This is a genomic window from Streptomyces sp. ISL-43 (assembly GCF_018614195.1).
Classification (GTDB): domain Bacteria; phylum Actinomycetota; class Actinomycetes; order Streptomycetales; family Streptomycetaceae; genus Streptomyces.
The window spans coordinates 1-23,575 of record NZ_JAGGOT010000099.1; the positions used below are offsets into that span (position 1 = coordinate 1).

22 protein-coding genes and 2 pseudogenes are annotated in these 23,575 nt (G+C 72.9%); 14 read left to right on the forward strand and 10 right to left on the reverse strand.

Going from position 1 to position 23,575, the window contains the following annotated elements; all coding sequences use genetic code 11:
* The first annotated feature begins 70 nt into the window (after window positions 1–70).
* Both J7F03_RS38305 and J7F03_RS38310 read left to right on the forward strand, forming a co-directional pair.
* The gene (locus J7F03_RS38305) at window positions 71–397 is read left to right on the forward strand and encodes a hypothetical protein (protein ID WP_214957824.1); all 327 of its coding nucleotides are present in this window, start codon (window positions 71–73) and stop codon (window positions 395–397) included.
* A 105-nt stretch (window positions 398–502) separates the two neighbouring features.
* Window positions 503–1,525 carry a DUF6745 domain-containing protein gene (locus J7F03_RS38310; protein WP_214957872.1) on the forward strand — a complete coding sequence of 341 codons (1,023 nt, stop codon included), beginning with the start codon at window positions 503–505 and terminating at the stop codon, window positions 1,523–1,525.
* Between the two features lie 12 nt (window positions 1,526–1,537).
* Here J7F03_RS38310 and J7F03_RS38315 read toward each other — a convergent pair whose 3' ends face one another.
* The 7 genes from J7F03_RS38315 to J7F03_RS38345 all read right to left on the reverse strand — a co-directional run bounded on the left by J7F03_RS38315 (window position 1,538) and on the right by J7F03_RS38345 (window position 8,833).
* Window positions 1,538–1,999 carry a DUF4383 domain-containing protein gene (locus J7F03_RS38315; RefSeq protein WP_214957825.1) on the reverse strand — a complete coding sequence of 154 codons (462 nt, stop codon included), beginning with the start codon at window positions 1,997–1,999 and terminating at the stop codon, window positions 1,538–1,540.
* Between the two features lie 190 nt (window positions 2,000–2,189).
* On the reverse strand, window positions 2,190–3,431 hold the full coding sequence (locus J7F03_RS38320) for a glycosyltransferase (RefSeq protein ID WP_214957826.1): 1,242 nt from the start codon (window positions 3,429–3,431) through the stop codon (window positions 2,190–2,192).
* 267 nt (window positions 3,432–3,698) lie between these two features.
* On the reverse strand, window positions 3,699–4,085 hold the full coding sequence (locus tag J7F03_RS38325) for a VOC family protein (protein WP_214957827.1): 387 nt from the start codon (window positions 4,083–4,085) through the stop codon (window positions 3,699–3,701).
* 76 nt (window positions 4,086–4,161) lie between these two features.
* Window positions 4,162–6,300 (reverse strand): xanthine dehydrogenase family protein molybdopterin-binding subunit, encoded by a 2,139-nt coding sequence (locus tag J7F03_RS38330; RefSeq protein ID WP_214957828.1) that lies wholly within the window; start codon window positions 6,298–6,300, stop codon window positions 4,162–4,164.
* Between the two features lie 161 nt (window positions 6,301–6,461).
* Window positions 6,462–7,469, reverse strand: coding sequence for a xanthine dehydrogenase family protein subunit M (locus tag J7F03_RS38335; protein WP_214957829.1), 1,008 nt, complete (start codon window positions 7,467–7,469; stop codon window positions 6,462–6,464).
* Window positions 7,466–8,047, reverse strand: a complete 582-nt coding sequence (locus J7F03_RS38340; RefSeq protein WP_214957830.1) for a (2Fe-2S)-binding protein — start codon at window positions 8,045–8,047, stop codon at window positions 7,466–7,468. Before J7F03_RS38340 ends, J7F03_RS38335 begins: the two co-directional genes overlap by 4 nt.
* A 198-nt stretch (window positions 8,048–8,245) precedes the next feature.
* On the reverse strand, window positions 8,246–8,833 hold the full coding sequence (locus J7F03_RS38345; protein ID WP_214957831.1) for a TetR/AcrR family transcriptional regulator: 588 nt from the start codon (window positions 8,831–8,833) through the stop codon (window positions 8,246–8,248).
* A 129-nt stretch (window positions 8,834–8,962) separates the two neighbouring features.
* On the opposite strand from J7F03_RS38345, the gene J7F03_RS38350 reads away from it, so the two are divergent.
* The 4 genes and pseudogenes from J7F03_RS38350 (at window position 8,963) to J7F03_RS38365 (ending at window position 12,192) form a co-directional block, all read left to right on the forward strand.
* Complete coding sequence (locus J7F03_RS38350) at window positions 8,963–9,946, forward strand: aldo/keto reductase (RefSeq protein WP_214957832.1); 984 nt, start codon at window positions 8,963–8,965, stop codon at window positions 9,944–9,946.
* 156 nt (window positions 9,947–10,102) lie between these two features.
* Window positions 10,103–10,276, forward strand: a complete 174-nt coding sequence (locus J7F03_RS38355) for a hypothetical protein (protein WP_214957833.1) — start codon at window positions 10,103–10,105, stop codon at window positions 10,274–10,276.
* A 225-nt stretch (window positions 10,277–10,501) separates the two neighbouring features.
* Window positions 10,502–11,362, forward strand: a pseudogene (locus J7F03_RS38360) (ATP-binding cassette domain-containing protein); the annotation flags it as partial.
* On the forward strand, window positions 11,359–12,192 hold the full coding sequence (locus J7F03_RS38365) for an ABC transporter permease (RefSeq protein WP_214957834.1): 834 nt from the start codon (window positions 11,359–11,361) through the stop codon (window positions 12,190–12,192). The pseudogene J7F03_RS38360 and the gene J7F03_RS38365, both read left to right, overlap by 4 nt.
* 25 nt (window positions 12,193–12,217) lie before the next feature.
* On the opposite strand, the gene J7F03_RS38370 is transcribed toward J7F03_RS38365, so the two are convergent.
* A complete protein-coding gene (locus J7F03_RS38370) occupies window positions 12,218–13,018 on the reverse strand; it encodes a VOC family protein (protein WP_214957835.1) in 801 nt (266 codons plus the stop codon).
* 234 nt (window positions 13,019–13,252) lie between these two features.
* On the opposite strand from J7F03_RS38370, the gene J7F03_RS38375 reads away from it, so the two are divergent.
* Together J7F03_RS38375 and J7F03_RS38380 are read left to right on the forward strand one after the other, a co-directional pair.
* Entirely contained in the window at window positions 13,253–14,065 is an 813-nt protein-coding gene (locus J7F03_RS38375) for a crotonase/enoyl-CoA hydratase family protein (protein WP_308380135.1), read from the forward strand.
* Between the two features lie 106 nt (window positions 14,066–14,171).
* The gene (locus tag J7F03_RS38380; protein ID WP_308380136.1) at window positions 14,172–14,777 is read left to right on the forward strand and encodes a 2'-5' RNA ligase family protein; all 606 of its coding nucleotides are present in this window, start codon (window positions 14,172–14,174) and stop codon (window positions 14,775–14,777) included.
* 42 nt (window positions 14,778–14,819) lie between these two features.
* On the opposite strand, the gene J7F03_RS38385 is transcribed toward J7F03_RS38380, so the two are convergent.
* The gene (locus J7F03_RS38385) at window positions 14,820–15,143 is read right to left on the reverse strand and encodes a putative quinol monooxygenase (protein WP_214957837.1); all 324 of its coding nucleotides are present in this window, start codon (window positions 15,141–15,143) and stop codon (window positions 14,820–14,822) included.
* 159 nt (window positions 15,144–15,302) lie between these two features.
* Between J7F03_RS38385 and J7F03_RS38390 the strand changes: the two genes are divergently transcribed.
* Together J7F03_RS38390 and J7F03_RS38395 are read left to right on the forward strand one after the other, a co-directional pair.
* Window positions 15,303–16,877 carry a carbohydrate kinase family protein gene (locus J7F03_RS38390; protein WP_308380137.1) on the forward strand — a complete coding sequence of 525 codons (1,575 nt, stop codon included), beginning with the start codon at window positions 15,303–15,305 and terminating at the stop codon, window positions 16,875–16,877.
* Window positions 16,867–18,444, forward strand: a complete 1,578-nt coding sequence (locus tag J7F03_RS38395; RefSeq protein ID WP_214957839.1) for a PfkB family carbohydrate kinase — start codon at window positions 16,867–16,869, stop codon at window positions 18,442–18,444. The genes J7F03_RS38390 and J7F03_RS38395 overlap by 11 nt, the downstream gene beginning before the upstream one ends.
* A gap of 41 nt (window positions 18,445–18,485) precedes the next feature.
* Here J7F03_RS38395 and J7F03_RS38400 read toward each other — a convergent pair whose 3' ends face one another.
* Complete coding sequence (locus J7F03_RS38400) at window positions 18,486–19,424, reverse strand: molybdopterin-binding protein (RefSeq protein WP_308380138.1); 939 nt, start codon at window positions 19,422–19,424, stop codon at window positions 18,486–18,488.
* A 61-nt stretch (window positions 19,425–19,485) separates the two neighbouring features.
* Between J7F03_RS38400 and J7F03_RS38405 the strand changes: the two are divergent.
* The 4 genes and pseudogenes from J7F03_RS38405 to J7F03_RS38420 all read left to right on the forward strand — a co-directional run.
* Window positions 19,486–19,680 (forward strand): annotated as a pseudogene (locus tag J7F03_RS38405) (succinate--CoA ligase subunit beta); the annotation flags it as partial.
* Between the two features lie 134 nt (window positions 19,681–19,814).
* The gene (sucD, locus tag J7F03_RS38410; protein WP_214957841.1) at window positions 19,815–20,702 is read left to right on the forward strand and encodes a succinate--CoA ligase subunit alpha; all 888 of its coding nucleotides are present in this window, start codon (window positions 19,815–19,817) and stop codon (window positions 20,700–20,702) included.
* 173 nt (window positions 20,703–20,875) lie between these two features.
* Entirely contained in the window at window positions 20,876–22,420 is a 1,545-nt protein-coding gene (locus J7F03_RS38415) for an aldehyde dehydrogenase family protein (RefSeq protein ID WP_214957842.1), read from the forward strand.
* A gap of 343 nt (window positions 22,421–22,763) precedes the next feature.
* Window positions 22,764–23,561: a glyoxalase gene (locus J7F03_RS38420; protein ID WP_214957843.1), complete on the forward strand. Its 798-nt coding sequence runs from the start codon at window positions 22,764–22,766 to the stop codon at window positions 23,559–23,561.
* The last annotated feature ends 14 nt before the right edge of the window (window positions 23,562–23,575 follow it).

The following is a 23,575-nucleotide window of genomic DNA, read 5'->3' on the forward strand; positions in this document are numbered from 1 at the left end:
CTAACGCGGCGCAGCACTAGCTTGGGAGAAGACGCGGCGCACGGGGCGGCGCGTCGGGAGGGGGACACGCATGTACCGGCAGGGGGACGTACTCATCGTGCCGCTCGAGGAATCGGCGGTGCCTTCGTACGCCGCTGACGCGCCCTCGGAACCCCGGGACGGGCGCGGGCGGCTCGTACTGGCGCTGGGCGAGGTGACAGGGCACGCACACGCAGTGCTGGGGCCGGGCCGACTGGTGCGGGAGCCGGGGCCGTTGGCGCCGCTGCTGCTGCATCTGCCCGACGGGGGGCGGGTGGTGCACGAGGAGCACGCCGCGATACCGCTGCCGAAGGGCTGGTTCCGGGTGGTCCGGCAGCGGGAGTACGTGCCCGGCTCGGTGCGGATCGTGGCGGACTGAGTGACCGAGGGGGACGTGGTGACGGCGGCGGAGGGGGTCCTGATGGAGGGGATGGGGCAGGTGGGCGGGCCGGAGAGACTTGACGTGACGGACGTGACGGACGGAGTGCACGGGGTCGACGGGTGGCGGGCGGTAGCCGCGGCGACCGGGCCCGCGGACCGGGCGGCGGCGGAGGCCGGCGTGCGTCTCGGCTACCGCACGGCGGGGCTGCCCGAGCCGGAGCGGATCGTGTGGGCCGACTCGCCGCGCGCCGCGCTAGGCCTGCTGGGCGATTCGGACGGCCCGTGGGGGACGGACGTGCGGGGGCGCAGCGTGCGGGAGGCGGTCCGCAGCGCGCCCTGGGCGGCCGAGCGTGCCCGCTGCCACGAGCTGCTGGGCCCCCGGGGCTGGGGCCGGAGATGGGCGCTGACGGGCGGCCGGCTGTGGGAGAACACCGAGCGACTGGCCGGCCGGATCCGCACCGGGCTCGTCGAGGAGCAGGCGGGAGACACCGCGGAGGAAGCCGAGGTCCGGCTGCTGCTCCTGGACGCCGTGCTCGGCCAGCACGACGCGGCCTGGCTGTGCGCGTTCGACACGGGCGAGGGCACACCGCTGGAGGGGCTCGCCGCGGTCGCCCGGGCGGCGGGCTGGTGGTGGCCGTACGAGCGGCTTGCCGTGCTGTGCGAGCGCCCGGTGGAGCTGCACCGGGACGAGGCGGGCCGCCTGGACCGCGGTGACGGCCCCGCCCTCGCGTTCCCGGACGGCTTCGCGCTGTACGCGTGGCGCGGGATGCCCGTGCCCGCGGATTTCCTGGCCGGGCTGGACGCGTTGACGCCCGAGCGCATCCGGGACGAGGAGAACGCGGAGCTGCGCCGGGTGATGCTGGAGCACTACGGCTACGAGCGCTACCTCGCCGAATCGGGCGCCGAGCCCGTGCACCGGGACGGGACGGGCGTCCTGTGGCGGACGCCGCTGCCGGGCGACGAGGACGTCGTGATGGTGGAGGTGGTCAACTCCACGCCGGAGCCGGACGGCACGAGCCGCACGTACTGGCTGCGGGTGCCGCCGGACACGCGGACCGCGAGGCAGGGGGTGGCCTGGACCTTCGGCCTCGACGCGGAGGTGTACTCACCGGTACGGGAGACCTGACGCGCCCGGGCCTCAGCCCCGGCCCCGGCGCGGGACCGGCGGGGTGCGGCCGAGGATCAGGCCGAGGACGACCATGGCCAGGCCCAGACCGAAGTGCAGCCAGTTGTCCGCGGTGTTGACCGGGATGAAGTTGGCGTCGGTGCCGCGGTCGACGAGGAGCCCGTACAGCCACAGCACCAGGTAGACGGCTCCGCCGCCGATCAGGTAGGTGCGCGCCGTGCCCGGGGTGCGCGAGAGGGCGATACCGGCGAGCCCGAAGATCAGGTGCACGATGTTGTGCAGGACCGACACCTGGAAGAGGCCGAACAGCTCGGCGCCCGAGTCGTGTCCGGCGAAGGTCATCGCGTCGTAGTTCGTGGTGGGGCCGGGGATCATGCCGAGCACTCCGGCCACGAGGAACGCCGCGCCGATCAGCAGCGCGGCCCACTGCACCAGCGATCCGGGAGCCGCGGCGGGGCGGCTGCGAGGGGACATGGCGAGCCTCCTTCGCTCAGGACGGCCCCGGGACGAAAGCCCGGACCCCGTCCCCTGGCGGCTACCCCGGTTTCCGGAGACTACGCGGTGCCACCGCTGGAGCGCGTGTCTCTTGGGAGGCCAAGATGACGATCTGGTCGAAGCGCGCGCCGACCTGCCGAGTGTATTGGTCCGCCCGGGTAGGCGGCCTTCAGCCGAGCCGCTCCAGTGCGGTGAGGACCCGCGCCGCGCCGTCCTCACGGGAGAGCCCGGCGGCGAGGTGGTGGGAGCGGGCGGCGAAGGCCGGGGTGCGGGTGGCTGCGACGATCGCGGCGGCCAGCCGGGTTGTGGTCAGGCGTTGGTAGCGAAGCGGTGGGCCGCAGACGCCCAGAGCGTTGAGGCGGGCAGCCCAGAAGTGCTGGTCCAACTGCACCGGTACGGGGATGGCCGGGACCCCTGCGCGCAGACCGGCCGCCGTGGTGCCGGCGCCGGCGTGGTGGATCACGGCGGCGGTGCGCGGGAACAGCCAGGCGTGGGGCACCTCTTGGACGGTGAGCAGCTCGTCGCCCTCGGCGTGCAGGCCCGACCATCCCGCCTGGACGATGCCGCGCACCTTGGCCCGTCGCAGGGCCTCGGAGACGAGGGCGCTCAGCCGCTCCGCATCGGCGGCGACGAAGCTGCCGAAGCCGACGAACACGGGCGGGGGCCCCGCGTCGAGGAAATCCAGCAGCCGTGGTTCGGGTTGCCAGCCGGGCGGTGTCGCGGGCCACCAGTACCCGGAGATCTGGTGGCCTTCGGGCCAGTCCGCGGGGCGGCGGACGACCATCGGGCTGAAACCGTGCAGGACCGTGCGTCCGGGCGGCAGGCCCAGCGGGCCGCCGAACCGCCGTGCGGGCAGGCCCAGTTCACGCCGTAGTTCGCTCACCGCCGGGGCGAAGATGCGGTCCGTGGCGGCCCACAGGGCCCGCGCCGCCAGCCTGTTGCCGTACGGCCCGAACGACCGGGACCCCGTGACCAAGGGCGGGAAGGCGCCCGTCGGTTCGATCGGCTGCAGGTAGACGCCGATGCTGGGCAGCCCGGACGCTTCGCCGAGTGCCGAGCACATGGGGTCGGTGAGCGTGGAGGTCAGGAGTACGTCAGCGCCCTGCCGGACGGCGTCCACGACGCCCTCGGTGAGCCGGGGCATGAACTCCCGGGCCATGCGCATCAGCCGGGCCATGGCCACGGGAGGGCTGACCGCGCGGGCCAGTCCCTGGCCGGCCGCCGAAGCCAGTTCCTCGCGCGGGTCCAGGGGAAGCGGACGGAAGCCGAGTCCGAGGGCCGTCACCGCGCTGTCGAAGCGGCTGTGCGTGGCGATCGTCACCTCGTGTCCCGCAGAACGCAGCCGCGTCCCCAATCCGGTGTAAGGGGCGACGTCGCCCCAGGATCCCGCGGTCACGATCAGTACGCGCACGACCTCATGATGTCACGCCCGAACCTGGGCGAGGAATGTCGCCGCCCAGGTCGAAGAGGGTCTCGGGCTCTGCCCGGAGATCCGCAGCCCGGCCGACGGCCCGGCCGACGGCCCGGCCGACGGTCTCAGGAACGGCAGGGTGTCGGGATGGAGAAGCTTCGGCGCGAGAAGCCGGACAGCTTCTCCGTTGTTGCGGAGACGTATGGGGACGGCTTCCACTCGTAGCTCCGGAGCTCGACACAGGTACGTTCCGCTCCGCGGCCCGGCTCAGGGGCGGAAGCGCAGTGGGTGATCGGCCGGCACCTCCACGACGGCGATGCGCACGCCGTCCGGGTCGGCGAGCCACATCTCGATCAGGCCCCAGGGCTCGCGGAGCGGAGGCCGCAGCACCTCCGCACCCCGGCCGCGCAGTTCCTCGTACGCCGCCTGCGCGTCGGCGACTTGGAGCCACAGTCGCAGCCCGGGCGCGGGCGGCGCCTCGGCGCGGCCCGACACCTCCAGGAACCCGCCGCCGAGGAAGTAGACCGTGCCGCGCTCGGGGCCGGTCCCGAACTCGCGGTAGACGGCGAGGCCCAGGACGTCCCCGTAGAAGACGCGTGAGCGCTCGGGATCGGTGGGGCACAGCAGAACCCTGCTGCCCAGTACGTGCACCATGGTCGAACCTTCGCTCACTCGCAGCCCGAACGGAACGGCCGGGCGTCGCCCTCACCCCGGTGTCCCGAGATCATCCTCATCGGAGCGTGCCTTCGGCGAGGGCCGCCAGGACGCGGTCCGGGGTGAGGGGGAGTTCACGGATCCGGTGGCCGCTCGCGTGGTGGAAGGCGTTGCCGATGGCCGCCGCCGTGCCGACGATGCCGATCTCGCCGATGCCCTTGCTGCCCATCGGGTTGAGGTGCTTGTCGTGCTCGTCCACCCAGTGCACCTCGATGTCGGGCACGTCGGCGTGGGCGGGGATGTGGTACGAGGCGAGGTCGTTCTCGGTGAAGTCCCCGAAGGCGGGGTCCACGGTGCTGTGTTCGGTGAGGGCCATGCCCAGCCCCATGATCATGCCGCCGACGAGTTGGGAACGGGCGGTCAGCGGGTTGAGGATGCGGCCCGCGGCGAAGACGCCCAGCAGCCGCCGCACCCGGACCTCGCCGGTGACGGTGTCGGCCTGCACCTCCGCGAAGTGGGCGCCGAAGGCGTGCCGGGCGTACGGGGACTTCTGCTTGGCGGAGGCCGTCGTATCCGCGGGGACGGACACCCCGGCCTCCGGGAGCGGGCCGGTGCGGCGGGCGAGGAGGTCGAGGAGGCTCGTGCAGGCGTCGTGGACCGCCCAGCCCCAGGAGGCGGTGCCCGCCGAGCCGCCGGCCACCGAGCCCTGCGGCAGCGCGGAGTGCCCGATCTCCACCGTCACCCGGTCCAGGGGGACCCGTAGCGCGTCGGCGGCGATCTGCGCCAGGACGGTACGGGCGCCGGTGCCGAGGTCGGTGGCGTTGGTCTGGACGAGGTACGTGCCGTCGGGGAGGGCGTGCGCCCGTGCGGAGGAGGGAGCGATGTACACCGGGTAGGTGGCGGCGGCGACCCCGGTGCCGATCAGCAGCGGGCCGTCCCGGCCGGGTGTGCGCCGGGCGGCCCAGTCGAAGCGGGCGGCCCCCTCGCGCAGGCATTCCACCAGGTGGCGGCTGCTGAACGGGTGGCCGCTGTCGGGTTCCGCGTGGGGTTCGTTGCGGACGCGCAGCTCGACCGGGTCGATGCCGAGGGCGTCGGCCAGCTCGTCCATGGCCGATTCCAGGGCGTACATGCCGGGGCACTCGCCGGGAGCCCGCATCCAGGAGGGCGTGGGCACGTCGAGCGGGACGACGCGGTGGGTGGTGAGGAGCGCGGGTGCGGCGTACATGACGCGGGCGGGGACGGCTGCCTGTTCTACGAACTCGCGGACGCGGGAGGTGTGGGTGGTGACCTCGTGGGCGACGGCGGTGAGCGTGCCGTCCGTACGGGCGCCCAGGCGCACGCGGTGCAGGGTGGGCGCGCGGTGGCCGACGACGGCCGCGAGGTGGCGCCGGGGGAGGGCGACGGTGACGGGGCGGCCGGTGTGCCGTGCGGCCATCACGGCGAGGACGACGTGCGGGCGGGGGGTGCCCTTGCAGCCGAAGGCGCCGCCGATGTGCTCGGAGACCACCGTGACGCGGTCTTCGGGCAGCGCGAAGAGGGAAGCCAGGGTGGAGCGTACGAGTCCGGAGCCCTGGCTGGAGTCGTACACGGTGAGGGTGCCGGCGTCGGCGTCCGCGTCGGTGCCGGCCTCCCACTGGGCGGTGGCGGCGTGCGGCTCCATGGGGTGGTTGTGCAGCGGCGGCACGGTGTACGCGCAGTCCACCCGGACCGGCGCGGCGGCGAACGCGGCGGCCGCGTCGCCCTGTTCGCGGTGGGCGGGGTAGCCGCCGTTGACCTGTTCGGGGGTGTAGGCGGCCGGGTGGGCGGTGTGCAGGACGACGTCGTGGGGCTCGGTGTCGTAGGCGACGCGGACTGCGGCCGCCGCGGCGCGGGCCGCCTCCAGGGTCTCGGCGACGGCCAGGGCCACGTACCAGCCGCGGTGGGGCACGTCGGGGTCCTGGAGCACACGGAGGGTGGGGTCGTCGGCGGGGCCCAGCCTGGGTGCGTCGTAGGGGGTGAGGACGGCGAGGACGCCGGGCTGCGCGAGCGCGTCGGCGGTGTCGACGGCGGTGACGCGGCCGCCGGCGACGGTGGCCGGGACCGGCCATCCGTACACCCGGCCCGGCGGGGCGTACTCGGCCGCGTAGAGAGCCCTTCCGGTGACCTTCTCCCGGCCCTCGAGGCGGGTGGCGGGGCTGCCGAGGGCGGGCGCGGGGGCGGCGGGGCTGGAGTCCATGGCGGGTCCTCGCGATCCGGGGTGGCGTGGGGCGGAGGGACAGGTTCGGGAGCGGGCGCGCGGGAGGTTCGGGAGCGGGTGGAGGGAAGGGCCGGGAGCGGGCCGTGCGGGAGGTTTGGGAGCGGGGGAGGGAAGGGCCGGGAGCGGGCCGCGCGGGAGGTTCAGGAGCGGGCGCCCCGGGCGGGGGAGTCCGGTACGAGGGAGTTCAGCACGTCGCAGGCGAGATTGCGGGCGAGGGCCACCTTGAAGGCGTTGTCGCGCAGCGGCTCCGCCCGGTCGAGCTCGGCGTCGACGGCGTCCCGTACGGCGCTCTCGGTGGGGATGGCGCCCAGCAGCGCTTCCTCGGCGGTGGTGGCGCGCCAGGGCCGGTGCGCGAGCCCGCCGAAGGCGAGCGCGACATGGCGTACGCGACCCTCCGCGATGTCGAGCACGGCGGCGACGGAGGCGAGCGCGAAGGCGTACGAGGCGCGGTCGCGGGCCTTGCGGTACCGCGAGGGCAGCCCGGCGCACCGCGGCGGGAGCGTGACCGCCGTGACGATCTCGCCGGGCTCCACGACGGTGTCCTGTTCGGGGCGGTCGCCAGGCAGCCGGTGGAACGCGCTCGCGGGTACGGTACGGGCGCCGTCCGGGCCCTGGAGCTCGACGGCCGCGTCGAGTGCGGCGAGCGCCACGGCCATGTCGGACGGGTGGGTGGCGATGCACTGCGCCGAGTGGCCGAGGACGGCGTGGTCGCGGTGCACCCCGTCGCGTGCGCCGCAGCCGGTGCCGGGCTCCCGCTTGTTGCAGGGTTTGGCGACGTCCTGGAAATAGGGGCAGCGGGTGCGCTGGAGCAGGTTGCCGCCGGTGGTGGCGACGTTGCGCAGCTGGGCCGACGCGCCGGCCAGGAGTGCCTGGGACAGGGCGGGGTAGCGGTCGCGGACGAGGGGGTGGAGCGCGAGGTCGCTGCCCCGGACCCCGGAGCCGATCCGCAGGCCGCCGTCGGTGGCCTCCTCGACGGAAGCGAGCGGCAGCCCGGTGAGATCGACGAGGGTGTCGGGGGATTCGACCCCGAGCTTCATGAGGTCCACGAGGTTGGTGCCGCCGCCGAGATAGCGGGAGCCGGGCCGCCCGCCGTGGGCGGCGACGGCCTCCGGGAGGCTGGTGGCGCGCACGTACGCGAACGGCTTCACGCGAGCACCTGCCCGTCGCCGGACACCGTCGCCGGGGCGGCGTCCTCGGAGGGCGCTGCCGGTGGGGGACCTTCGGAGGCCGCCACGACGTCCAGGACGGCGTCCACGATGCGGGGGTAGGCGCCGCAGCGGCACAGGTTGCCGCTCATCGCCTCGGCGATCCCGGTACGGCTGAGGTCCGCGGCCCCCGGGTCGGCGGCGGCCTCGGCGAGCAGGCCGGCGGCGGAGCAGAGCTGGCCGGGGGTGCAGTAGCCGCACTGGAGGGCGTCCCGTTCCACGAAGGCCTCCTGCAAGGGGTGCGGCCCCCGCGTGTCGTCGGCCAGTCCTTCCACGGTGGTGACCTGGGTGCCGTCGTGGGCGACGGCGAGCAGCAGGCAGCTGTTGGCGCGCCGCCCGTCGACCAGGACGGTGCAGGCACCGCACTGGCCGTGGTCACAGCCCTTCTTGGCGCCGGTCAGGCCGAGGTGCTCCCGCAGCAGGTCCAGGAGCGTGACGCGGTGGTCCACGTCGAGCTCGTACCGCCGGCCGTTCACATGCAGCCCGACGCGGGAGCGGGTCTCCTGGGGTGGATGCGGCACGGCTTCCCCTTTGTCATGGAGTGTGGAGGTACTTCCTCTCGGATAACCGGTCGGAGCGGATCTCACACCTCATGTGTGGGGCAAGCGGGTGCGCAGGCAGGCCGGGCCGGTCGCGCGGTCCGGCGCCGCACCGGGGTTCGCGCGGGCCACGGCCGGCATGCGGGTGGCGGGATCCCCAGGCGGGCGGCGAACCGGCCCTTAGCCGGCCGTCCGCGGGGGCCGGATCAGGCGGCGGACGGATTCGACCACCGTCTCGCGGTGGCGGGCCAGCCGCTCCGGGGGCCAGGCGGCGCCCGGGCCGCCCGTCGCCACGCCGCCCACCCTGCCCGTCCACGACCCGGCCATGCCCATCACCAGTGCGAGCAGGTCCGCCGGATCGAGTCCGGGGTCGATCAGTCCCGCCCCCTGGGCCCGCTCCACCGCCGCGATCTTGCCCCGGTAGGACTCCGCCTCGGCGTCGGTGGTGCCCGGCCGCTCCAGCTGCTTCCACTGCATGAGCCGCATCAGGTCCGGCCGTGCCGCGAGGTGGTCGAAGACCGCGCCGACGTAGCCCGGCAGGTCCTCCGCGTCGAAGGGCACCGACTCCGAGCCCGTCTCGAGGGCGCGCTGGAGCACGGCGTCGAACAGCTGCTCCTTGTTGCCGTAGTAGACGTAGATGAGCCGCTTGTTCGCCTGGGCGGCCTCCGCGATGCGGTCGACCCGCGCCCCGGCGATGCCGTACGCGGCGAACTCGGCGAAGGCCGAGTCGAGGAGACGTGCCTTCGTTGCGCTGGAATCCCTTGCCATGGCAGGCAGCCTAGCAAGTAACTATCTAGTTATTGACATCCGGCGGGTTCGTGGCGCAGACTCGAACTATCCAGTTAGTTACTCCATTGCTCGCTGGTCCACCACCTCACCCCCCACACGGAGGACACCATGGAGATCCGCGCACTGGGCGCCCAGGGACTGAAGGTCGGCGCCGAAGGCCTTGGCCTCATGGGCATGAGCGCCCACTACGGAGCCACCGACGAGACCGAGTCCCTCGCCACCATCGACCGTGCCCTCGAACTGGGCGTGACCCTGCTCGACACCGCCGAGGGCTACGGGCCCTTCCGCAACGAGCAGCTCCTCGGCAAGGCCCTCACCGGCCGCCGCGACGCCGCCGTCATCGCCACGAAGACCGGCGTCGAGTTCACCGACGAAGGCGCCTTCCGGGGCCACAACGGCACCCCCGAGTACATCCGCCGCTCCGCCGACCGCTCCCTGCGCCACCTCGGCACCGACCACATCGACCTGTACTACCTCCACCGCGTCGACCCGAACGTGCCGATCGAGGAGAGCGTCGGCGCCATGGCCGAGCTGGTCGCCGCCGGCAAGGTCGGCCACATCGGGATCTGCGAGGCCGCCGCGCCCACCATCGCCCGCGCCCACGCCGTCCACCCGCTGGCCGCCGTACAGACCGAGTACAGCCTCTTCGAGCGCGGGATCGAGCACGACGGCGTCCTGGACACCCTGCGCGGGCTCGGGATCGGTCTCGTCGCCTACTCCCCGCTCGGCCGCGGCTTCCTCTCCGGAGCCGTGACCAGCCCGGACGATTTCGCGGCCGACGACTTCCGCCGCACCGACCCCCGCTTCCAGGGCGAGAACTTCGACCGCAACCTGGCCGTCGTCGACCGGGTCCGCCGCCTCGCCGCGGAGAAGGGGGTCACCCCCTCGCAGCTCGCGCTTGCCTGGACCCTGCACAGGGGCGCCGTCCCGATCCCCGGGACCAAGCGCCGCCGCTACCTGGAGGAGAACGTCGCCGCGACCGCGGTCACCCTCACCGACGCCGACCTGGCCTCCATCGACGCCGTCGCGCCGCACGGCGTGGTCGCGGGGGACCGGTACGCGCCCGAGCTCATGACCTCGCTGAACGGCTGACGCCGCCGGGGGCTTCGCCGCCGGGCAATTCGCCGCAGTCCGTGCGGACGCATTCGATCAGGTGATCGCCGCTCTCCGGATCCACGCTCACCCCGTGGGCCTCGCTGTGGACCGGGTCCGGCAGGCAGTAGCGATGAACGCCTCGGTGAACCGCTCGTGTTCGACCGGGGCCGCGGCGCCGACTTGACGTGGACCATCGCGCACTGGGAGAGGGCGGCCAGCGGCTTTCGCGTGGACCGGGTCGAAGCGGGCGTACGCGAACCAGCCTCGTCGAAGTGCGGGCGCGGGGTGCTCGGCGCGAAGGCGCGGGCCGCCGCGACGGTGTCGTAACGCAGCCCGTCGTAGGTGGAGTTGGTCACCACGGCGTTCCGGGCCGCAGGGGAGAGCGCCCCGGCCGTGAGCGCGTTCGCGGCGATCCTCGCGGCAACCGCCGCCGGGTCGGTCACGGCGGGCGGCGGGGGGCCGGCGAACCCGTAGCCGTGGCGGCGTCCTTGAAACGGCGGCTGATGTGCTGCGGGACCTCCCCGCCGCCGCCCTCCTCGACCGCGCCTCCCGACCGCCGTCCGTATCTTCGCCACCCTCCTGCGGCCGGACGGCGGGCGGGCGCAAGTAGGCGGGTACGACGTCGTGCGGCAGGCGGGCCTGGTCCGCCCGCTGATCGGGCTGACGGGCCAGTACGCCGCTGTGGACGAGAACCTGACCGGTACGGAGAACCTGCTGATGATCGGGCGGCTGCTCGGCATGCCGCGCGGCTCGGCACGGGCCCGGTCGGCCGAACTGCTCGACCGCTTCCAGCTGAGCGACGCGGCGGGACGGGCCACGAAGACGTACTCGGGCGGCATGCGGCGGCGTCTCGACCTCGCGGCCAGTCTGGTGGGTCGGCCGCGGATCCTGTTCCTGGACGAGCCGACCACCGGACTCGATCCGCACAGCCGCGGCGAGGTGTGGGACATGCTGCGCCACCTGGTCTCGGAGGGTGTGACCGTGTTGCTGACCACGCAGTATCTGGACGAGGCGGACCGGCTGGCCGACAGCATCGTCGTGATCGACAAGGGCAGGGTGATCGCCCACAGCAGGCCCGACGAGCTGAAGGCGCAGGTCGGCGGTCAAGTGCTGCAGCTGCGGCCGGCCCACGCCGCCGATCTCGGCATGGCGCACGCCCTGCTCACCGAGGAAGCGGGGCCGAAGGTCAAGATCGAGGGCGATGAGATCACCGCGCCCGTCAACGACCCGGCGCTCATGCCGAGCGTCGTACGCCGCCTGGACCAGGCGGGCGTCGCGGTGGCCGAGCTGACACTGCGGCGCTCGTCCCTCGACGAGGTGTTCATGGTCCTGACCGGCCACCGGGCGGAGCCGGAGCCCGAGGACGGCGAGGGTGACGACGATCAGTTCGCCACGGCGGGGAGCCTGTCATGACCTCCGCGTCCACATCCATGACCGACACCCTGGGCGGCAGCGGCAGCGGCAGTGGCAGTGGCAGAGTGCCCCTCCTGGCGGCCCTGCGGCAGACCTCGACGCTGGCGTGGCGGAGCCTGGTCTCCGTCAAGCACAATCCGCTGGAGCTCGTCGACTACAGCATTTCGCCGATCATGTTCGTGTTCCTGTTCACCTACGTCTTCGGCGGCCAGATGGCCGGATCCCCGGAGGATTACCTCCAGTACGCGCTCGCCGGAATCATCGTCCAGAACACCCTCTTCATGAGCATGTACACCGCCATGGCGTTGAACACCGACCTCCCCAAGGGAGTCTTCGACCGCCTCCGCAGCCTGCCCATCGCCCGCCCGGCGCCGCTTCTCGGACGCATCACGGCCGACCTGGCCAAACAGCTGTGGGCGATGCTCCTGATGATCGGCCTCGGCACCCTGCTGGGCTTCGAGGTCACCGGCGGCCCCGCCGGCTTCGTCGGCGCGCTCCTGCTGTTGCTGACCTTCGCCGCCGCCGTCTCGTGGACGGCGGTGCTGATCGGGATGCCGGCCGGCGACGCGGAGCAGGTGCAGGTCTTCGCCTTCACCCTCATCTTCCCGATCACCTTCACGAGCAGCGCGTTCGTGCGGGTCGACACGATGCCCGGCCGGCTGCAGGCATGGGTGGAGATCAACCCCGTCACCCACCTGTCGGATGCCTTCCGGGGCCTCCTGCTCGGCACCCCCGCAGGCCGGCCGATCATGTGGTCCCTGATCTGGGCGGCGGGCATCACACTGGTCTTCGTGCCCTTGGCCATGCGCGCGTACCGTTCCAGGGTCTGAGGCGGGCCGGCGGGCGCCCCCGGGTTCAGCTCCGGGCGGCCGGCGCCAGCACCACGAAGTCCGCGTTCGACGGGTCGAGGCAGACGGCCAGCCGGCCGACGCCCTCGGCGTCCTGCGGCCCCACCTGTACGCTGCCACCGTTCTCGGTGACCTTGGCGACCGCGGCGTCGCAGTCGTCGACGGCGAAGACCGGGTGCCAGTAGGGCCGCCCGTTCGTCAGGGCGAGGTTCTCCGCAGGCATCTCCATGACGCCGCCGTGCATGCGCTCTTCGGGAAGTCCTGCGGGGGTGATGAGGGAGTACGTGCTCCCGCCGCCCGGCAGCTCCATGTCGCTGAACCGCCAGCCGAAGACACCACCGTAGAAGTCCTTGGCGGCCGCGGCGTCGCTCGTGTACAGCTCTGTCCAGGACAGTGAGCCCGGCTGGTCGACCAGCTGGACACCCGTGTCCTTTCCCGGCTGCCACACGGCGAACTGGCCACCCGACGGGTCGCTGTACTGCGCCATCCGCCCCCACTCGTCGAGGTCCCTCGTCGGCACCCGCACCGTGCCGCCGGAGCGCTCGACGGCCCGGGTCGTGGCGTCCGCGTCGGCGACGTTGTAGTAGATCATCCAGGCCGAGCGCGCTCCCTCCTCGGTGAGCTTGCCGAGCCCGGCGACGATCTTGCCGTCCTTCCGGAACATCCCGCCTTCCATGTCCTCCCCCTCACCCATGGACTCGTATTCCCACCCGAGTACGGCGCCGTAGAAAGCCGCGGCGGCACGCACGTCGGGAGAACCGAGGTCGATCCAGCAGGGGGAGCCGGGGACGAAGTCAGTGGTGATCATGGTCCTTGCCTTTCGCGCGTCCTGTGTGGCCTCAGCCTGACACCGGACAAGGACGCTCGCCCCTCGACCGCACCCCGGTCGTCGCACCGGAGATCTCCGAAGCCGTCGCCGCACGCGGAGGTACCCCCATTCCCTGTGTGCACGGGCCGTCGACGAACAGGCCGCCCTTGATACAGAGTGGTCGTTCGCACCTCCCACACATCCGGCAGCACCACTGGACCCATGGAGTTCCGAGTGGCCACGACCTCCGAGACACCAGGGACGACGTCCGCCGACCCGTCTGCCGTCCGGGTCGAGCGCGATGGCCCCGTCCGTACGGTGATCCTTGGCCGCCCCGGCGTCCGCAACGCGATCGATGGCCCGATGGCAGCCCACCTCGCCGACGCCTTCCGTGCGTTCGAGGAGGACGAGGACGCGTCCGTCGCCGTGTTGTGGGGCGAGGGCGGTACGTTCTGCGCCGGCGCGGACCTCAAGGCCGTCGGTACCGACCGCGGCAACCGAGTGCTGGCCGAGGGCGACGGGCCGATGGGCCCCACGCGGATGCGCCTGACCAAACCGGTGATCGCCGCGATCAGCGGCCACGCGGTGGCGGGCGGACTCGAACTGGCCCTGTGGTGCGATCTCCGGGTGGCCGAGGAGGACGCGACGCTCGGCGTGTTCTGCCGCCGCTGGGGCGTGCCGCTGATCGACGGCGGTACGGTGCGGCTGCCCCGCCTGATCGGCGAGAGCCGGGCGATGGACCTGATCCTCACCGGCCGACCCGTGACCGCAGCCGAGGCGTACGAGATCGGCCTCGTCAACCGCCTCGTTCCGCCGGGGGAAGCCCGCCGGGCGGCGGAGCGACTGGCCCACGAGATCGCCGGGTTCCCGCAGTCGTGCCTGCGGCACGACCGGCTCTCCGTACGGGAACAGCACGGTCTGGACGAGCGGGAAGCCCTGGCCGCCGAGTACCGCCACGGCCTCGTTCCGCTCACCGCAGGGGAGACCCAGGCCGGAGCCGACCGCTTCGCGGGCGGCGCCGGCCGCCACGGCTCTTTCACCGGCTGAGACGCACGGCCCCGACCCGACCCGTCAGGACGCGATCGGCTCCGGCTCTGGTGCCGGGGCCCGGCCGGGACATCACGCGACCGGCATCCCAGCGCATCATGGTCGTGTGAACGCGTCCTCGACCACCGGCGGCGGAGCCGGTGTCCCAGGATTCCTCGACGTGGCTCCCACAGCGCGGACCGCCGTCGTGTGGCTTCCTCCGGCAGGGCTGTGGCCTCCCATCCAGAGCATCCGTGCCGAGCACGATCCCCAGATCCGCCGCTGGCCCCCGCACGTGAACCTGGTCTTCGGCTTCGTCCCGGAGGCCGACTTCGCCGGGGCGGCCCCGCTGCTGGCCGCCGCTGCCACCGAAATCGAGCCCTTCCCCATCCGGCTCGGCCCGGTGCGCACGTTCCGACACCGCGGCTACGCCACGGTGTGGCTGGACCCCGCCGCGGCCGGCCTGGCCCCGTGGAGCGCGCTCCAGGGGATCCTGGCGGAGCCCTTCCCCCGGTGTCGCGGCCGGTTCCCGTCCTTCACGCCGCACCTGTCGCTCGGGCGCACCCGCGACCCGCGGCATCTGGCCACCGAGTGCGGGGCCCGCCTGGGCACCATGTCGGCGCAGGTCCACGAGATCGTGATGCTCTCCCGCAGGGGCGAGGAGCCGATGCGGCCCCGTGCCACGATCCGCCTGGGCTCGGGCGAACTGCACTGGCACCCCGACTCGGGGTAGCCGGGCCCGCGACGGGCCACGGCCGGGCGGGGCGAGCGGCCGTCAGTCGACTTGCAGCTCGCCCATCCGGCTCCAGCCGGTCGCGCCCTCGATGGTGGTGCTGACGATCTCCGGCGTACGGGTGACCAGGGGCCGCATGGTTTCCAGAGCGGCGCGGAAGTGGTCGGAGGTGACGTGCGCCTCCGCCGCGTCGTCCTGGAACGCCTCGACCAGGACGTAGGTGTTCGGCTCCTCCAGGCTGCGGGACCACTCGAACCACAGGTTGCCGGGTTCGGCGCGGGTGGCGTTCGTGAACTCCGCGACCTTCTCGGGCCACTGGTCGACGTACTCGGGCTTGACGGGGAATTTGACCACAATGAAGATCATTCGAACATTGTAGGCACGAGGGCCGCCCCGGCCCTCGTGCCCAGTCGTGCGCGCTGCCGGCCCTGACAGTCATCCCCGTCACGGGTTGTGGTGAGAGACAGGCGCCGGCTGGGTATGCCTTCGCCACGGGTTCAGTGGGGTGGCCGGCTGGGGGGTGCCGTGGACGCTGCGAGTCGCGTTGACGCCGGACGGCGCGGTCCGGAGATCGTCGGTGTGGGGGCGCTCAACGTCGACTACATCGCGAGCGCTTCACGGCTGTCGGCGCACATGGCGGAGCAGGTCTCCGAGTCCACCGCGCGCTTCGAGTGGAACACCGAGGGCCCCATCGACGAGGTCGCGATCTCCAAGGCGATCGGCAGGCTCGGAGCCGCGTCGTTGGATGCTTCGCTGGGAGGCTCCGCCTGGCTGACCATATTCACGCTCGCCCAGATGCGTCTGGGCCTGTCCTTGGGCTACGTGGGAGTGGCCGGGCGCATCGAGACGCCCGGGCTGTCGTTCGTACGGCAGATGGACGTCTTCGGGATCGACCGGCGCTGGGTGGCGCGCAGGCCGCAGCGGCTCGCCGGTGTGTGCCTGTCGTACCTGGAGGACGTCGAGCGGGTGATGCTCACGCATCCCGGTGCCAACTACCTGATGGCCGAGCACCTGACACAGAACGGCGACCAGATCGCCCGGTACCTGGCGCAGGCCCGGATCGTGCACGTCACGTCGTTCCTGGACGAGTCGACACCGCCGGTGCTACTCGAAGTGCTGTACCGCGCCCGCCGTATCAACCCCGCGCTGCTGCTCAGTTTCGACCCGGGATTCGCCTGGGCCGAGAACCGGAGCGAGGCGGTGGACGGCATCCTCGCCCTCAGCGACCTGCTGTTCGTCAACCACCGGGAGTTCAAGGCGCTGGGCGAATACGCGCTGGGGGAGTCGGATGCGATCCTCTCCCAGCGGGTGCTGGCCAAGTGCCGCCCCAGCTGCGCCGTGTTCGTCACCAAGCGGTACGACAGCGTGGAAGTCTTCCGCACCGCGCCGACGGGAGTGCTCGCTGAGCGCTTCCAACTGCGCCGGCCGGTGCGGGAGGGCGCCATCGAGGACGCGACCGGGGCCGGCGACGTGTTCTCGGCGTCCGTACTCGCGGCGCTCGCCTCCACCCGGCTCCAGGCCGAGCTCGGATCGTTCCTCGGCCTGAGCCTGTCACGCCTGCGCGCCGGGCAGTCCCACACCGGCGCGCCCGTACTGCCGGTGCTCGGCCGTGAGGGCTTCCTCCAGTCGACCGAGGCACTGACCGGGCCCAGCACCCGTCCCGGGGTCGTACTCGTCGCCCATGACGCGGACGCCCAGTGGGACGCCTTGCGGACGTTCCTGGAGGACGACTGCCGGCTGACGGTCCACACTCTGAACCACCCGCGCGGCCAGGACGCCCGCTACCCGCAGATGATGCGCGAACAGCTGGGCCGCTGCGCCTTCGCGATCTGCGTCCTCTCGGCCTCCAGGGTGATGGCGGCCGGCCAACGGCGCGCCAGCGAGAGCGCTGTTCACCAGGTCGGCGTCTTTCAGGGCTACTACGGTTTCGGCAAGGTCGCCATCCTGGCGGAGGAGGGGTGTGAGGCGTTCTCCAACAACGCCGGCCTGATCCGTCTGGACTTCCCTCCCGGCCGGATCAGCACAACCTTCGTAGAACTGGAACGCATGCTGGTCCGGGAACAGATCCTGGCCCGGGGAGGACACCCGCATGACCGCTGATCCGACGAACCGACCGCGGACCGGCTTCGCCCTGGACGTCGTCGGGATCGGGGCGCTCAACCTCGACTACATCACCCATGTCGACAGGACCGCGAGCCCGGACCGCCGGCCGCTCACCGCCCGGATCGCCGAGCTGCTCGACGGCCAGGCACCCGTCCCCGAGTGGGGTACGGAGACCGCCGTGGACGAGGCCACGGTCTTCGCGGCACTCGAAGCGATCAACACGTCCACGCTGCAGACGTCCCTCGGCGGGTCCGCGTACAACGCGGTCAACGTCCTCGCCCAGCTCCAGCTGGGCCTGAGCCTGGGCTACGTCGGAGTCGCCGGCCGCGTGCCCGGGCCGGGGCTGTCGGCGATCGACCAGCTGCGGAGCCTCGGTGTGGACCACCCGTTCGTCTTCAGGGACGACGACCACCTCTGCGGAATCTGCTTCTCCCTGACCGAGGACGGCGACCGGACACTCCTCACCCACGCGGGCGCCAACAGCGCCATGGCCGACCACCTGGCCCGCTCCTTCGACGAGGTCGTCGCGTACCTCGCCACGGCCCGGGTCGTCCACGTCACCTCGTTCCTCGACGACCACACACCGACTGCCCTCCTCGCCACCCTGCGCGCGGTCAAGGAAGCCAACCCCGCCACACTGGTCAGCTTCGACCCCGGGCACGTCTGGAGCACCCGGCCGACCGAGGAGGTCCTCGGAATCTGCGCCCTGACCGCCTATCTCATGCTCAACCACCGCGAGTTCCACGAGCTCGGCAGGCGGAGCGACAGCGATACGGACGAGGACATCGCCGGCCACCTCCTCCAGTGCCTCGCGGACGACAGGAGCGTCATCGTCGTCAAACGACGCACCGGCATCCATGTCTGGCGCAGCGAGAACGGGAAGGCGGTGGAGGACTTCTATCCGCAGATCGTTCTCGCGGACGACCAGATCGAGGACGCCACCGGGGCGGGCGACGTCTTCGCCGCCGGCCTCCTCGCGGTCCTGACGAGCGACCGGCTGCAAGTGGAGCTCGGCTCGCTCCTCGGAATGACCCTGGCCCGGCACAAACTGAGCTACGTCGGCAGCCACGGGCACGGCCGGCTGGCGGCCGTCACCAAGGATTTCATCCGCTCCCACGATGCCGCCCGTCGCGCGGCAGCCCTGCCCGCGGGTGTCTTCATCGCCCATGGCCGCAGTCCCGACTGGCTCGCGGTGAAGGCCTTCGTGGAGCGGCGCTTCGGTCTGCCGGTCTACTCGTTCGAGTCCGACTCCTGGGGGAGCAGGCCGGTGACCGAGGCACTGACCGACTACCTGCAGCGGTGCAGTTTCGCGATCTGCGTGATGACCGCCGAGGACGCGACGGGGGACGGCCAACTCGTCGCGCGGCAGAACGTGATCCACGAGATCGGCCTGTTCCAGGGCCACTACGGGTTCGACCGCGTGCTCGTCCTGGCCGAGGACGGATGCGAGTCGGTGCCGCTGCCCGCCGAGCCGTACACGAGTACGTTCCCCCGGCACGCCATCGACCGCACGTTCTGGTACTTGGACCGGGCCCTTCAGAACCAGGGGTTCTCCCACATCTGACCTGCGGGCCGTCTGGGAATACCGCCGTTCGGCCGGGGCCGTCAGGCGGTGGGAAGCGGGAGGAGTTCCACGGCCGCTTCGGCCGGAAGGCCGCCCGGCGGGACGATGGCCAGGGCGTCGGCGCGGGCGAGGCCCCGGAGCATCGCGGGGCCGTGGAAGGCGAGGGGCCGTACGAGGCCTCCCGCGAGGGCCACCGGTACGAGGCGGGTGTCGGTGGGGTGGCCCGGCAGCTCCTGGTCCACCCGCCGTTCGCCGGGGCCGGCCGGCGGGCGCCCCCCGAGCGCGGACAGGAGCGGTCCGGCGAGCGTCAGGGTCCCGGCGATCGCGGCGAGCGGATTGCCCGGCAGCCCGACCACGTGCCGAGTCCGACTCCCCGAGCCGGGCGAGGCGGCCAGCAGCATGGGGTGGCCCGGGCGTACCCGGACCCCGTCGACCAGGAGGCGGGCGCCGACCCGGTGGAGCGCCGTGTGGACGTGGTCCACGGGTCCGCAGGCGGTGCCGCCGGTGGTGACCACGACGTCGGCGGCGCTGTCGGCGAGCGCGCCGCACAGGGCGTCGAGATCGTCGAGGACGTGGCTGACGGCACTGACGCGGGCCCCGTAGGAGGCGAGCCAGGCCGGGAGCATGGGGCCGAGGGCGTCACGGATCCGGCCCCCGTGCGGGAGCCCCGAGGCGAGGAGTTCGTCCCCGAGCACGAGGACTTCGACGGTCGGCGGGCGGTGGACCGTCAGGCTGTCGTGGCCGGCCGCGGCGGCCAGGCCCAGTACGGCCGGTGTGACCACCGTTCCGGCCGGCAGGAGGATCTCGGCGGCGCGGCACTCTCCCGCACGCGGGCGTACGTCCCGGCCGGTGGGCAGCGCACCGCGACCACCGGTGTGCAGGAGCGCCTCACCCCGGGCGTCCGGGGCGGTGCGGCCGTGCTCGCGGCGCAGTACGGCGTCCGCGCCGTCGGGCAGTGGCGCCCCGGTGGCGATGCGCACCGCGCGGCCCCGGCCGAGGGGCGGCGGGCGCCGGCCGGCCAGGACCAGGCCCTCGACGTGCGCCTGCGACCGTGTCGCCGAGGGCATCACCCAGGCCCTGGACTCCGTCCGGCTGACGAAGCCGCTGGTCGTCCGCCTGGACGGCAACAACGCCGCCGAGGGCCGCGCGATTCTCGCGGCCCACGCGCATCCGCTGGTAGAGCAGGCCACCACGATGGACGCCGCGGCCCGGCGGGCGGCGGCCCTGGCCCGCTGAGCCGCCGGGCCCCGCGCCCGCGCCGCGCGGCCGGGAGGCCCGCAGGGCGCTTCTGCCCCGCCGGCGTCGCGTCGCGGGGGATGGGGCGCAGTCCCAGGTCCGTGACCCGCACCCTTCCCACCCAGGAGGCACCCATGGCCATCTACCTCACCAAGGACAGCCGCGTCCTCGTCCAGGGGATGACCGGCAGCGAAGGCATGCGCCACACCCGCCGCATGCTCGCCGCCGGCACCCGGATCGTCGGCGGCGTCAACCCCCGCAAGGCCGGCACCGACGTCGACTTCACCGACCGCGTCGTCCCCGTCTTCGGCAGCGTCCGCGAGGGCATCGACGCCAACGGCGCCGACGTCACCGTCGTCTTCGTCCCCCCGCCCTTCGCCAAGGCGGCCGTCATGGAGGCGGCCGACGTGGGCATCCCGCTCGCCGTCGTCATCACCGAGGGCATCCCCGTCCACGACGCCGTCGCCTTCCAGGCCTACGCCGCCGCCCGGGGCACCCGCGTCATCGGCCCCAACTGCCCCGGCCTGATCAGCCCCGGACAGTCCAACGCCGGCATCATCCCCGCCGACATCGCCACCCGGCCGGGCCGGATCGGACTCGTCTCCAAGTCCGGAACACTCACCTACCAGCTGATGCACGAACTGCGCGACATCGGCTTCACCACGGCCGTCGGCATCGGCGGCGACCCCGTCGTCGGCACCACCCACATCGACTGCCTCACCGCCTTCGAGGCCGACCCCGACACCGAACTCATCGTCCTCATCGGCGAGATCGGGGGTGACGCCGAGGAGCGGGCCGCCGCCCACATCACCGCGCACGTCACCAAACCCGTCGTCGCCTACATCGCGGGCTTCACCGCCCCCGAGGGCAAGACCATGGGCCACGCCGGAGCCATCGTGTCCGGTTCCTCCGGCACCGCCGAAGCCAAGAAGAAGGCCCTGGAGGCCGCCGGTGTGGCCGTCGGGTCAACCCCGACCGAGACGGCCCGGCTCGTGCTCAAGCGACTCACCGCCGAGAGATGAGACCGTTCGTGGCGCTCGGACACTACGTACGGTCGGGCCACACGCCCGACAGGACCTAGGCCGACGGCCCAAGCCCGGACAGCGCCACCCTCGCAAGTACGGCCGCCCGGTGCGCGGGCGGCCGTACGCGAGCCAGCCCACGCCCCGCCCACCGACCGAGCGGAGAACCGCAGATGGCACACCCCGCCCTCGCCCTCAAGCCCGGCACGGCATGGTCCGATGCCTGGCAGCGCGCCCTGGCCGTGGCCCCCGAGGCCTTCCAGGAGGACCGCGTCCTGAACCTCTGGGGCGGCTCCTGGCATCCCGACGGCCGCTCCCTGCCCGCCACCAGCCCCGTCGACGGCAGCCCCATCGCGGGCCCGCCGCGCCTGGACTCCTCGGTCGCCTCCCAGGCCGTACGGGCGAGCCTCGACCAGCACCGCGCCTGGCGCCACGTCCCGCTGCCCGAGCGGCGCTCGCGCGTCAGCGCGGCCCTCGACGCCCTGACCGAACACCGGGAGCTGCTCTCCCTGCTCCTCGTCTGGGAGATCGGCAAGCCCTGGCGGCTGGCCCAGGCCGACGTGGACCGGGCCATCGAAGGCGTGCGCTGGTACGTGGAGCACATCGACGCCATGCTGGCGGGACGGACACCGCTCGGCGGCCCGGTCTCCAACATCGCCAGCTGGAACTACCCCATGTCGGTGCTGGTGCACGCGATGCTCGTACAGGCCCTCGCGGGCAACGCCGTCATCGCCAAGACCCCCACCGACGGCGGCCTCGCCTGCCTCACCCTGGCCTGCGCGCTGATCCACCGCGAGGGCATCCCGGTGACCTTGATCAGCGGCAGCGGCGGCGAACTCTCCGAGGCCCTGGTCCGCTCCCCGGAGATCGGCTGCGTCTCCTTCGTCGGCGGCCGGGACACCGGCGCCCGCATCGCGACCGCCGTCACCGACCTCGGCAAGCGCCACATCCTCGAACAAGAAGGCCTCAACACGTGGGGCATCTGGGAGCACACGGACTGGGCAGCCCTGGGCGCGGTCATCCCCAAGCTTTTCGACTACGGCAAGCAGCGCTGCACCGCCTACCCCCGCTTCGTCGTCCAGCGCACCGCCTTCGACGCCTTCCTCGGCGCGTACCTGCCGGCCGTCGCCGCCGTCCGTACGGGGCACCCGCTCGCGGTGGCCCACCCCGACGACCCGCTGCCCGAGCTCGACTTCGGCCCGCTCATCAACGCCGCCAAGGCCAAGGAACTCACCGACCACGCCGCCGAGGCCGTGGAGCGGGGCGCCGTACCGCTCTACCGCGGCTCCCTGGAGCCGGCCCGCTTCCTGCCCGGCCAGGACACCTCCGCGTACGTGGCCCCGCTCGCGCTCCTCAGCCCGCCGGCCTCCTCGCCGCTCTACCACGCGGAACCCTTCGGGCCCGTCGACAGCATCGTCCTCGTCGACACCGAGGCCGAGCTGCTGGCCGCGATGAACGCCTCCAACGGAGCTCTGGTCGCCACCCTCTCCACGGACGACCCGGCCACCTTCGACCGCCTCGCTCCGCAGATCCGCGCCTTCAAGATCGGCCACGGCACACCCCGTTCACGGGGCGACCGCGAAGAGCTGTTCGGCGGTTTCGGCGCCTCCTGGCGCGGCGCGTTCGTCGGCGGGGAACTGCTGGTCCACGCGGTGACCGACGGGCCCGAGGACCAACGGCTGCCGGGCAACTTCCCGCAGTACCAACTGATGCCGTAGGCACTCCACTTCACACCCGGGCGGGGCCACCGAAGGCCCCCCGGCCGGCGAATGACACCGGACCCGCACCGCCGCGTCACCGGATGCTCCAGCGGTGCGGGTGCCCGGGGTCGGCGGGGCAGCGAAGGCGTACGTGACCACGTGGACCCTGGACCGGCTCCGACCAGGTACGGAAGGGGGGACGGGCTGAGTGGCGGTACTCAGGCGTGACGCTGCTCTGGGCGCTGGTACGCGTCCTGGTGGGCCGCTGCCGGCGGACTCCACAGGCGCGAACCGGGCAGAAATGCCAGGATCCTCGGGCGGGCGCGGCCGGTGCCCGCTGCTGACGGAAGGCGGGAAGTCCTTGAGCGAGGCCGTGGTACGGGCGAACGAGACGACGGTGCCGATGCTGCCGTGCGTGTCACCGGAGGAGACCCTGGCGTTCTACCGGGCCCTCGGGTTCGAGGTCACCTACGAGCAGACCAGGCCCTATCTGTATCTGGCGGTGGAGTGGAGCGGGTTCGGGCTGCACTTCACCAAGCCGGCCGCGGGTGTCGACGCGGCGAAGGAGGACGCGGGCGGCTGCCTCGTCATGGTGGACGCGGTGGCGCCGTACCACGCGGCCTTCACCGAGGCCATGCGTCAGGCCTACGGCAAGGTCCTGTCGTCCGGGCGGCCGCGGATCACGCGCTACCGGCCCGGGGCGTCCCGCTTCACTCTGGTCGACCCGTCCGGCAACTCGGTCATCTTCATCCAGCGCGACGAGCCGCAGGAGCTGGAGTACGGCGGTTCGAAGAAGCTGACGGGGCTCGCCAAGGCGCTGGACAACGCCCGCATCCTGCGCGAGTTCAAGGGCGACGACCGGGCCGCGTTCCGCGCGGTCACCTCGGGCCTGCGCCGGCACGGCGCGAAGGCCGCGGCGGTGGACCGGGCGCTGGCGCTGGCCACGCTGATGGAACTGGCCACCGCCCTGGGCGAGTCGGGACAGATCGAGGCATGGGCCGCCGAGCTGCACGCCATCGAGCTCACGGACGCCGAGCGCCGCCGGGTGGAGAGCGAGCTGGGGCAGGTCGCGGCGCTGGAGCGGTGGCGGGCCGATGTGCCGCCGGCGTCGGAGGCCGGCGGCCTCCGGGGCACGGCTCCGGCCCCGGACGGCGACTGACGAAGGGCCCGCCG

Excerpts from the sequence above, each read along its gene's own strand:
- J7F03_RS38415 (WP_214957842.1), top strand. The coding sequence starts at position 20,876 with ATGGCACACCCCGCCCTCGCCCTCAAGCCCGGCACGGCATGGTCCGAT.
- J7F03_RS38385 (WP_214957837.1), bottom strand. The coding sequence starts at position 15,143 with ATGATCTTCATTGTGGTCAAATTCCCCGTCAAGCCCGAGTACGTCGAC.
- J7F03_RS38350 (WP_214957832.1), top strand. The coding sequence starts at position 8,963 with ATGGAGATCCGCGCACTGGGCGCCCAGGGACTGAAGGTCGGCGCCGAA.
- J7F03_RS38370 (WP_214957835.1), bottom strand. The coding sequence starts at position 13,018 with ATGATCACCACTGACTTCGTCCCCGGCTCCCCCTGCTGGATCGACCTC.
- J7F03_RS38395 (WP_214957839.1), top strand. The coding sequence starts at position 16,867 with ATGACCGCTGATCCGACGAACCGACCGCGGACCGGCTTCGCCCTGGAC.
- J7F03_RS38305 (WP_214957824.1), top strand. The coding sequence starts at position 71 with ATGTACCGGCAGGGGGACGTACTCATCGTGCCGCTCGAGGAATCGGCG.
- J7F03_RS38345 (WP_214957831.1), bottom strand. The coding sequence starts at position 8,833 with ATGGCAAGGGATTCCAGCGCAACGAAGGCACGTCTCCTCGACTCGGCC.
- sucD (WP_214957841.1), top strand. The coding sequence starts at position 19,815 with ATGGCCATCTACCTCACCAAGGACAGCCGCGTCCTCGTCCAGGGGATG.
- J7F03_RS38315 (WP_214957825.1), bottom strand. The coding sequence starts at position 1,999 with ATGTCCCCTCGCAGCCGCCCCGCCGCGGCTCCCGGATCGCTGGTGCAG.
- J7F03_RS38325 (WP_214957827.1), bottom strand. The coding sequence starts at position 4,085 with ATGGTGCACGTACTGGGCAGCAGGGTTCTGCTGTGCCCCACCGATCCC.
- J7F03_RS38330 (WP_214957828.1), bottom strand. The coding sequence starts at position 6,300 with ATGGACTCCAGCCCCGCCGCCCCCGCGCCCGCCCTCGGCAGCCCCGCC.
- J7F03_RS38365 (WP_214957834.1), top strand. The coding sequence starts at position 11,359 with ATGACCTCCGCGTCCACATCCATGACCGACACCCTGGGCGGCAGCGGC.